The sequence below is a fragment of the Gelidibacter salicanalis genome (assembly GCF_016469035.1).
GTDB classification, from domain to species: Bacteria; Bacteroidota; Bacteroidia; order Flavobacteriales; family Flavobacteriaceae; genus Gelidibacter; species Gelidibacter salicanalis_A.
This window is the reverse complement of the sequence record NZ_JAEHJZ010000658.1, coordinates 1-219: the sequence shown is the minus strand read 5'-3', so window position 1 is coordinate 219 and position 219 is coordinate 1. Positions and strand designations below refer to the sequence as shown.

At 38.4% G+C, this 219-nt stretch carries 1 protein-coding gene; it reads right to left on the bottom strand.

From position 1 onward, the window contains the following. Positions 1–183: large conductance mechanosensitive channel protein MscL (gene mscL / locus JEM65_RS22220; protein ID WP_199603951.1), on the bottom strand; the 183-nt coding region annotated here is incomplete at its 3' end. Positions 184–219: the final 36 nt, after the last annotated feature.

Genomic DNA, 219 nt, shown 5'->3' with positions numbered 1-219 from the left:
TAGCACAATCGCCAAATCAGTAAATTCCATCCCACCTAACAACATGCCAATAGGTGGCATCACGATATCTTTCACAAAGGAAGCAACAATCTTCCCGAATGCTCCACCAATTATCACAGCTACTGCCAGATCGACTACGTTGCCTTTAACAGCAAACTCTTTAAACTCTTTTAAAAATCCCATACGATTTTGGTTAATGGTTCAATTATTCAATGAATA